6 protein-coding genes are annotated in these 6,452 nt (G+C 69.7%); 1 reads left to right on the plus strand and 5 read right to left on the minus strand.

Features of this window, described 5'->3' with window-relative positions; genetic code table 11:
• Positions 1–162: 162 nt before the first annotated feature.
• Both VGR06_RS00160 and VGR06_RS00165 read right to left on the minus strand, forming a co-directional pair.
• Positions 163–1,359 carry a tyrosine-type recombinase/integrase gene (locus tag VGR06_RS00160; RefSeq protein ID WP_327556830.1) on the minus strand — a complete coding sequence of 399 codons (1,197 nt, stop codon included), beginning with the start codon at positions 1,357–1,359 and terminating at the stop codon, positions 163–165.
• Between the two features lie 6 nt (positions 1,360–1,365).
• Complete coding sequence (locus tag VGR06_RS00165; protein ID WP_327556831.1) at positions 1,366–1,596, minus strand: helix-turn-helix domain-containing protein; 231 nt, start codon at positions 1,594–1,596, stop codon at positions 1,366–1,368.
• 628 nt (positions 1,597–2,224) lie between these two features.
• Here VGR06_RS00165 and VGR06_RS00170 point away from each other — a divergent pair.
• Positions 2,225–3,310: an ISL3 family transposase gene (locus tag VGR06_RS00170; RefSeq protein ID WP_327556832.1), complete on the plus strand. Its 1,086-nt coding sequence runs from the start codon at positions 2,225–2,227 to the stop codon at positions 3,308–3,310.
• On the opposite strand, the gene VGR06_RS00175 is transcribed toward VGR06_RS00170, so the two are convergent.
• The 3 genes from VGR06_RS00175 to VGR06_RS00185 are packed head-to-tail and all read right to left on the minus strand — an operon-like array spanning position 3,290 to position 6,279.
• A complete protein-coding gene (locus tag VGR06_RS00175; RefSeq protein ID WP_327556833.1) occupies positions 3,290–5,419 on the minus strand; it encodes a recombinase family protein in 2,130 nt (709 codons plus the stop codon). The genes VGR06_RS00170 and VGR06_RS00175 overlap by 21 nt on opposite strands.
• Before the next feature lie 43 nt (positions 5,420–5,462).
• Positions 5,463–5,849, minus strand: a complete 387-nt coding sequence (locus VGR06_RS00180) for a hypothetical protein (protein WP_327556835.1) — start codon at positions 5,847–5,849, stop codon at positions 5,463–5,465.
• Positions 5,803–6,279, minus strand: a complete 477-nt coding sequence (locus VGR06_RS00185; protein ID WP_327556834.1) for a helix-turn-helix domain-containing protein — start codon at positions 6,277–6,279, stop codon at positions 5,803–5,805. The genes VGR06_RS00180 and VGR06_RS00185 overlap by 47 nt, the downstream gene beginning before the upstream one ends.
• Positions 6,280–6,452 lie beyond the last annotated feature (173 nt).

Below are 6,452 nucleotides of genomic sequence, written 5' to 3' on the forward strand. Positions count from 1 at the left end.
GGTTGGGGTCTTCGAGCGCTTCGTCCGCGATCGCTGGCGTGACGCCGTGCTTGCGCTTCATGTAGGCGCCGCGCTGTGACCAATCGACGCGCTCGAATACTCGGCTATCGTAATGCATTGCATTACCGTTTGGAAGACGTGACGGCTCCACGATCTCGTCGTTCACGGCTGCCCCTCCGCTCGCTTCGGGGCCAGCGACTCCAGGATCTCGGCCGTCACCGGATCGACAGCCTCGTCGGGCTGGATGTAGTGCTCCTTGGTGATCTTCGACGACGTATGGCCGAGCAGTTCGGCAGCCAGATCGGGGCCGCTGGCCCGGTCGAGGACTGTGGCGACCGTGCGGCGAAAGGCGTGCGGCGTAACGCCCTCGATGCCGGCATCCGAGAGAACCGCCCGCAGCCGCCGTCGGACGTTGTTGGTCGTCAACGGCGTGCCATTCCGAGTGAAGAACAGCAGGTGGTCCGGCGCCTCGGAACCGACGACGACCAAGCGCTGTCGGATGATCTCGGCCGCAAAGCTCGGGACCGACACCACACGCGTCGACTTCTGCGTCTTCGGGTGTGGCTGTCGGCAGGTCGGCTTGCCAGCCGGCGACACGATGGTGCCGCAGATCCGCACCGTTGCCGGGGAGACCGTGACGTCGACATCGCACTTGCGGATAGCGAGCACCTCGCCGATGCGGGCCGAGGTGCCGAGCATGACCTCGATGATCTGCTCCAGCTGACCGTCCGGCGGCGGACCCGGCGTTCCTGGCGCGGTGCGCCAGCCACGTGCGGCGTCTCGGATGGCGTCGACCTGCTCAAGAGTGAGCGCCATAGTCTGCGCCGGCGGCTTTTGCATCCTGGCGATGCCGCGGACCGGGTTCTCCTTCAGAGCGTCGTACCGGACCGCCAGACCGAAGGCGAGGCTGAGGACAGTTCGCGCCTGTTTGGCCGTGCTGTAGCTCTTCGTGGATGCGAGCTTCTTGATGAACTGGTCGACCTTGCGCACATTGATCTCGCGGAGGGTGTGTGACTCGAAGGCCGGCATCACCAGTTGGCGCATGTTGCGCTCGTAGAGCGCGCGCGTGCTCGGTGCAAGCTTGTCGGTCAGATCAAGATCCGCGAGCCAGACTTCGACAAGTCGACCGAACGTACTGTCGGCCGAGAGGTCTCGACTTCCGGAGGAGAAGCGATCCCGACGCGTGAGCTTCTGCTTCAGTGCCCGCTCGGCGGACTTGCGAGTGTCCCCCGTGGCTTGGACGAGTCGGAGCCGTCCATCGTCGTCACGGAAGCGCACGCGGGCCTTGACCTTGCCGCTGGGCGCCGGAATGTAGGTGAACTCGCCGAACGTGCCGATCGCGGTGCGTGGACGCCCCATCTCAGCTCACCGCCCGTCCGGATTCCCGCCGGGCCGAACCTCGCGCTGGGCCTCGATCCAGGCGAGCACGTCGCTCTGGATGAACTTCACATGACGCCCGACACGGACGCCGCACGGACCCTTCCCATCGACACGCCAGTCGTAGATGGTCGTGACCGGCACCCCGAGGTACTCGGCAAGGTCCTCGATGCTGAGCAGCGGGTCGAGCCCACTGAGTGGATGTGTTTGGGTCTTCATGACCAGTAGGTGGGCCGGAGGCTCCGCGCCGTTCCATGGCGTCCCGAGACACTCCAAGGCGGCTGGGCAAGCGGGCCGCAGACGGCACCTGCTGAACAGGTAGATGATGACTTTGTGGGTCTTGCGGCATGAATGTGGGTGACCTCGAGGGCTGAACCGTGGGTTTCCCCTTGCAGCCCGGGGGTTGTGTGTCGGCTCAGTGGCTCACCGGTCTGTACCCGTTTCGGGGGTTGCGGGTTTCTGCGTGGGTTGGGCTGCGTGGATCGGGACAGACCGAGTACCCAGTGGGGGCGCCTGCGGCGCGCTGTGTCTGCCCGCGCCAAGCTGCCTACACCCGGTCCCCTCGCGGTCAAGGGCACCCGATGATGGTTCGCTGATGCTTGCCGCGAACCCTTGCCGGGCGAACCATCATCGGGGCCCACCCTTGACCGCGAGCCTCCGGACCGGGTGCTTGACGGCAGCACGGCAGGCACGGCCTGCCGCGGACAAGCGAGGCGCGGGCATGGCCGGTGTGACGCGCACGGCTGGGCTCTAGGTTTCGGAGCTGCTAGACAACCGAGCCGAGGAGCCCGAATCCGTGCGCGCCACCACAGCATTCAAGCGTCTTCTGTGCCTGTCCGGTACCACCGTGAGCGAGGTGGACTTCCAGCCGGCCAAGGTGGTCGTCACCGTCAGGCTCACGGCGCGTAGGTTGCGCTGCCCGCGGTGCGAGTTCACGACCAACGCGCGGTATGACAGCCGGCCGGTGTCCTCGACCTGGCGGCACCTGGACCTGGCGGCGTGGCGGCTGGAGATCCGGGCGGACCTGCGCCGCCTGGACTGCCCCACCCACGGGGTCCGCACCGAAGGGGTCCCGTTCGCCCGGCCCGGTTCTCGGTTCACCCGCGACTTCGAGGACCTGGTCGGCTGGTTGGCCACCAGCATGGACAAGTCGGCGCTGCGCCGGCTGATGCGGATCGACTGGGACACCACCGGCCGGATCATCGAACGGGTCATCGAGACCGGCCTGGACCCCCGGCGCCTGGACGACCTGTTCGTGATCGGCGTGGACGAGGTGTCGTGGCGCAGGGGCCACTCCTACCTCACGATGGTGTCGAACAACGCGACCGGCAAGTTCGTCTGGGGCCAGCCGGGCAAGGACACCGCCACCCTGGACTGCTTCTTCGACGAGCTCGGTAAGGAAGGCTCCGAGGCGATCCAGGCGATCTCGATGGACATGGGACCGGCCTACGACAAGTCGGCCCGCAAGCCCGGGCATGCCACCAACGCGATCATCTGCTATGACCCGTTCCACGTCGTCCAGTTAGCCACCGCCGCGCTGGACAAGGTCCGCCGCCAGGTCTGGCAAGAACTGCGTCAACTCCCGGACAAGGACGCGGCCCGCCGGTTCAAAGGGGCCCGTTGGGCGCTGCTGAAGAACCCGGGCGACCTCACCGACGACCAGGCCGCGACGCTGCGCAAGCTCAAACGCAAGGGAGGTCAGCTATGGCGCGCCTACGCCCTGAAGGAGGCGCTCCGCGCCGTGTTCGCCGGCGACCTGTCCGACACCGAGGTCGGCATGCTCCTGGACCGGTTCTGCTCGAGAGCCTCGCGCAGCGGCCTGAAACCCTTCGTGACGGTGGCCCAGACGATCCGCAAGCGACGATCCGGGATCCTCGCCGCGGTTCGGCTGGGGATCAACAACGAGTGGTCTTCACACTGCACCTCCTGGTGAGGTTGTGGGCGGGTTGCTGCTGGTCTGGGTGGCGTTGACCTGATCGTGGCAGGTGGCACCGACAGTTCTTCGGCTGGCGCGGTACCGGGTGCTGCGGCGGTCGGGGGGACGGGTCTGGCCGGGGTGGTAGAGGTAGGCGCGGCGGCCGTCGACGCGCCGGCCGGTGATCGCTCCGCGGCGCTGCCAGCCTTTGATGGTGGCCGGGGTGACGTCGAACTGGGCGGCGATCTCGTCGAGGGTGAGCATGCCGGCGGCGCGCAGCCGGTCGCGCGGGCTGGGGATGCCCCGGGCCTTGCACAGCGCGGTGAGCGAGGGGACGGTGAACGGTTTGCCCCAGCCGCCGGTGAGACCCCGATCGTTGAGGATCCTGGCGGTTTCGTCGTAGGTGTGCTCGGCGAGCAGCTCGTCGATGAGGGTGAGGGTGGCCGCGGGGGTGGTGTGTGCCTCCCATGCCCTCAGCGGCCGCGGCACGGTGAGGGTGTGGTGCTGCCCGCCGGTGAGGCGGACGTGGGCGGTGACGTGCTGGTCGGTCTTGAGCAGGGTGACGTCGGTGACCAGCAGTCGGATGAGCCGTTTGCGTTCCCGGGCCGGGGTGGCCGGGTCGCGCCAGAGGGTGGGCAGGTCGGCGGCCAGGGCGCGGATCCGCGCCTGCTGCTCGGCGGTGAGGCGGCCGGCGCCGGCCTGCCGGGCGCGGTCGTAGTCGTCTTGTGCGTCGGCGAGCTCGCGCAGCTTGTGGTTCCAGTCGGCTTCCAGGGTGTCGGCGACGAGCCGGTTGGCGGGGTCGACGGCCAGGTAGCGGCGGCGGGCGGCGTCGGCGTCGTAGCGGGCGCGTTCGATGCCGGCGGCGCGGATCCGGTCGGCGTCGGCGGCGCGGGTGGCGAGTTCGGCGCTGACGGTGAGGGCGGTCTCCATGGCGAGCGGGGTGAGGGTGTCGAGCACCAGCGCGGCGACCGCGGCGTCGATGCCGGATCCGCACATCGACTGGCACGGCGGGGTGCCGGTGGCGATGCCCTCGCGTTGGCAGGCGTAGTCGGGTACCGGGGTGCCGTCGCAGCGGGCGTGGTAGCCGACGGTCATCCGGTTGCCGCATCGGCCGCAGACCACCAGGCCCTGCAGCAGGGCGGGTCCTTCCCGGGGCGGTCCGGCCTTGCGGTCCTCGCCGTGGGCGGCGGCGTTGGCGGCGAGCCGGTCCTGGTTGGCCTCGTACTGGTCCCAGCTGATGTATCCGGGGTGGGCGCCGGGGATCAGGGTGGTCCATTCCTCGCGGGGTTTGACCACGGTCCGGGTGCGGCCCTCGATGTCGGTGATCTGTCGGCGTCGACCGTAGAAGTAGGCGCCGGCGTAGCGGGGGTTGTGCAGCACGAACAGGGCGTGGTCGTGGCGCAGCGGCACCCAGTACAGCTCGCCGGCGTGCGGCCCGGTCTGGTGCCGGCCGGGGAAGGTCAGCCCCTGGACGGCGAAGGCCTTGACCGTTGCGGTGGCCGAGCCGGTGGCCTCAAACGTGGTGAACAGGTGGTTGATCACCTGGCGGACCCCGGCGTCGGGGTCGAGCACGACGGCCCCGGCGGCGTCGTAGACCAGTCCGACCGGCAGCCGCACGGCCAGCTCCCCGCGGGCGGCCTTGGCCAGGATGCCGCCTTGGAGCCGGGCGCGGATGAAGTGCAACTCGGCTTCGGACATGGTGCCCTTGAGGCCGAGCAGCAGCCGGTCGTTGATCGCGCACGGGTCGTAGAGCCCGTCCTCGTCGCAGATCAGGGTCCGGTTCAGTGCGCAGATCTCCAGCAGCCGGTGCCAGTCGGCGTTGTTGCGGGCCAGCCGCGAGCATTCCAGGCCGAGCACGATCCCGGCCCTGCCCATCGACACCTCGGCGACCAGCCGCTGGAAGCCGGCCCGGTCGGTGGCCGAGGCGCCGGACTGGCCCTGGTCGACGTCGATCACGATGACCTGCTCGGCCGGCCAGCCGAGCGCGACCGCCCGCCCCCGCAGGTCGTACTGGCGGCGGGAGGACTCGGTGTTGTGGGCGACCTGGTACAGCGATGACTGCCGCACGTAGAGGTAGGCGTCACGGCGGAGCTGCTCAGCGGTCACCTTCGTCGAGTGGTCGTTCATCGGGACTCCTTCCGGGTGGGTGGCGAGCGGGGGCAGGGGTGGTTCAGGCGTGCGCGAGCGCCATTTGGGCGAGCACGGCGACGATCTGGCCGGCGCCGGGCGGGGACGACAGCGCACCCGTGGTGGGTGGACAGGGGGTCGTGGTGGATGGGGACGGGGTCGAAGGGGCGGATGAGGGGTGGTGCGCTGGCGTCCCTGCCGCGGCCAACGACGCAGCGGCGGCGGCGCACGCGGCGCTCCAGGCCACCACTCCGCGGCCGGCGAGGATCCCGTGGCCGAGTCGCCAGCCGTCGGGGCGCCCGGACAGGACCCGTTCGCGCAGCTGCTCGTAGCCGGCGACGATCGCCGCGGGCTCGGCGACCGGTTGCTCGCCGGCGGAGGCCTCAGCCGCTTTTCGAGCTCCCGGTGGCCTCCCGGCGGGCCAGCGCACGTTCGACCGAGCGGGGGTGCACCCGTACCCCGAACTCCTCCGCGACCGCCTCGGCCAGCTCCACGCTGCGCAGGGTCGGGTCCTCCCCGCGCAGCGCCTCGAGGTGGTCGAGCACCTCCTCGGTGAGCTTGTGTGCCCCGCGCGGGCCCGGCTTGGCCGGCACCAGGGCCGCCAGCCCGCCGTCGGTCAGCGCGGCCGCGGCGGTGTAGTAGGACTGCCGGGAGAACCCGAACGAGGCTGCCGCGTCGGTGACCGAGGCGCCGTCGTTCTCCACCCGGCGCACCATCTCGTACTTGACCTGCACCAGGTCGCGGGCGTCGAAGAACTCCGAGGAGGCGAACGCCTCGTCGACCACCGTCTCCGGCCGCGGGTTCAGCGTCCGCGAGCGCGCCAGCTCCTCGGCCTTGCGATCCGGCCTCTGCCCGGCCATCGCTCCTCCTCCGTCGAAGTGATGTCCAGACAATTATGCACAGCCACAGCGATAGGACCGCGGCGACACGCCGCAAGGCAACCAGCATTCCCAGCAGGCAAGGCAAAACCTTGGGAAGCCTGTGGGCCATGGCCAGCGCGGTGGATAACCCCTACGACATAATCCTGCGGACA

Source organism: Actinophytocola sp. (assembly GCF_036002505.1).
Classification (GTDB): domain Bacteria; phylum Actinomycetota; class Actinomycetes; order Mycobacteriales; family Pseudonocardiaceae; genus DASYTH01.

Bases quoted from the DNA above. Each gene is read 5' to 3' on its own strand.
- VGR06_RS00160 (WP_327556830.1), bottom strand. From the start codon at position 1,359: ATGGGGCGTCCACGCACCGCGATCGGCACGTTCGGCGAGTTCACCTAC.
- VGR06_RS00165 (WP_327556831.1), bottom strand. From the start codon at position 1,596: ATGAAGACCCAAACACATCCACTCAGTGGGCTCGACCCGCTGCTCAGC.
- VGR06_RS00175 (WP_327556833.1), bottom strand. From the start codon at position 5,419: ATGAACGACCACTCGACGAAGGTGACCGCTGAGCAGCTCCGCCGTGAC.
- VGR06_RS00185 (WP_327556834.1), bottom strand. From the start codon at position 6,279: ATGGCCGGGCAGAGGCCGGATCGCAAGGCCGAGGAGCTGGCGCGCTCG.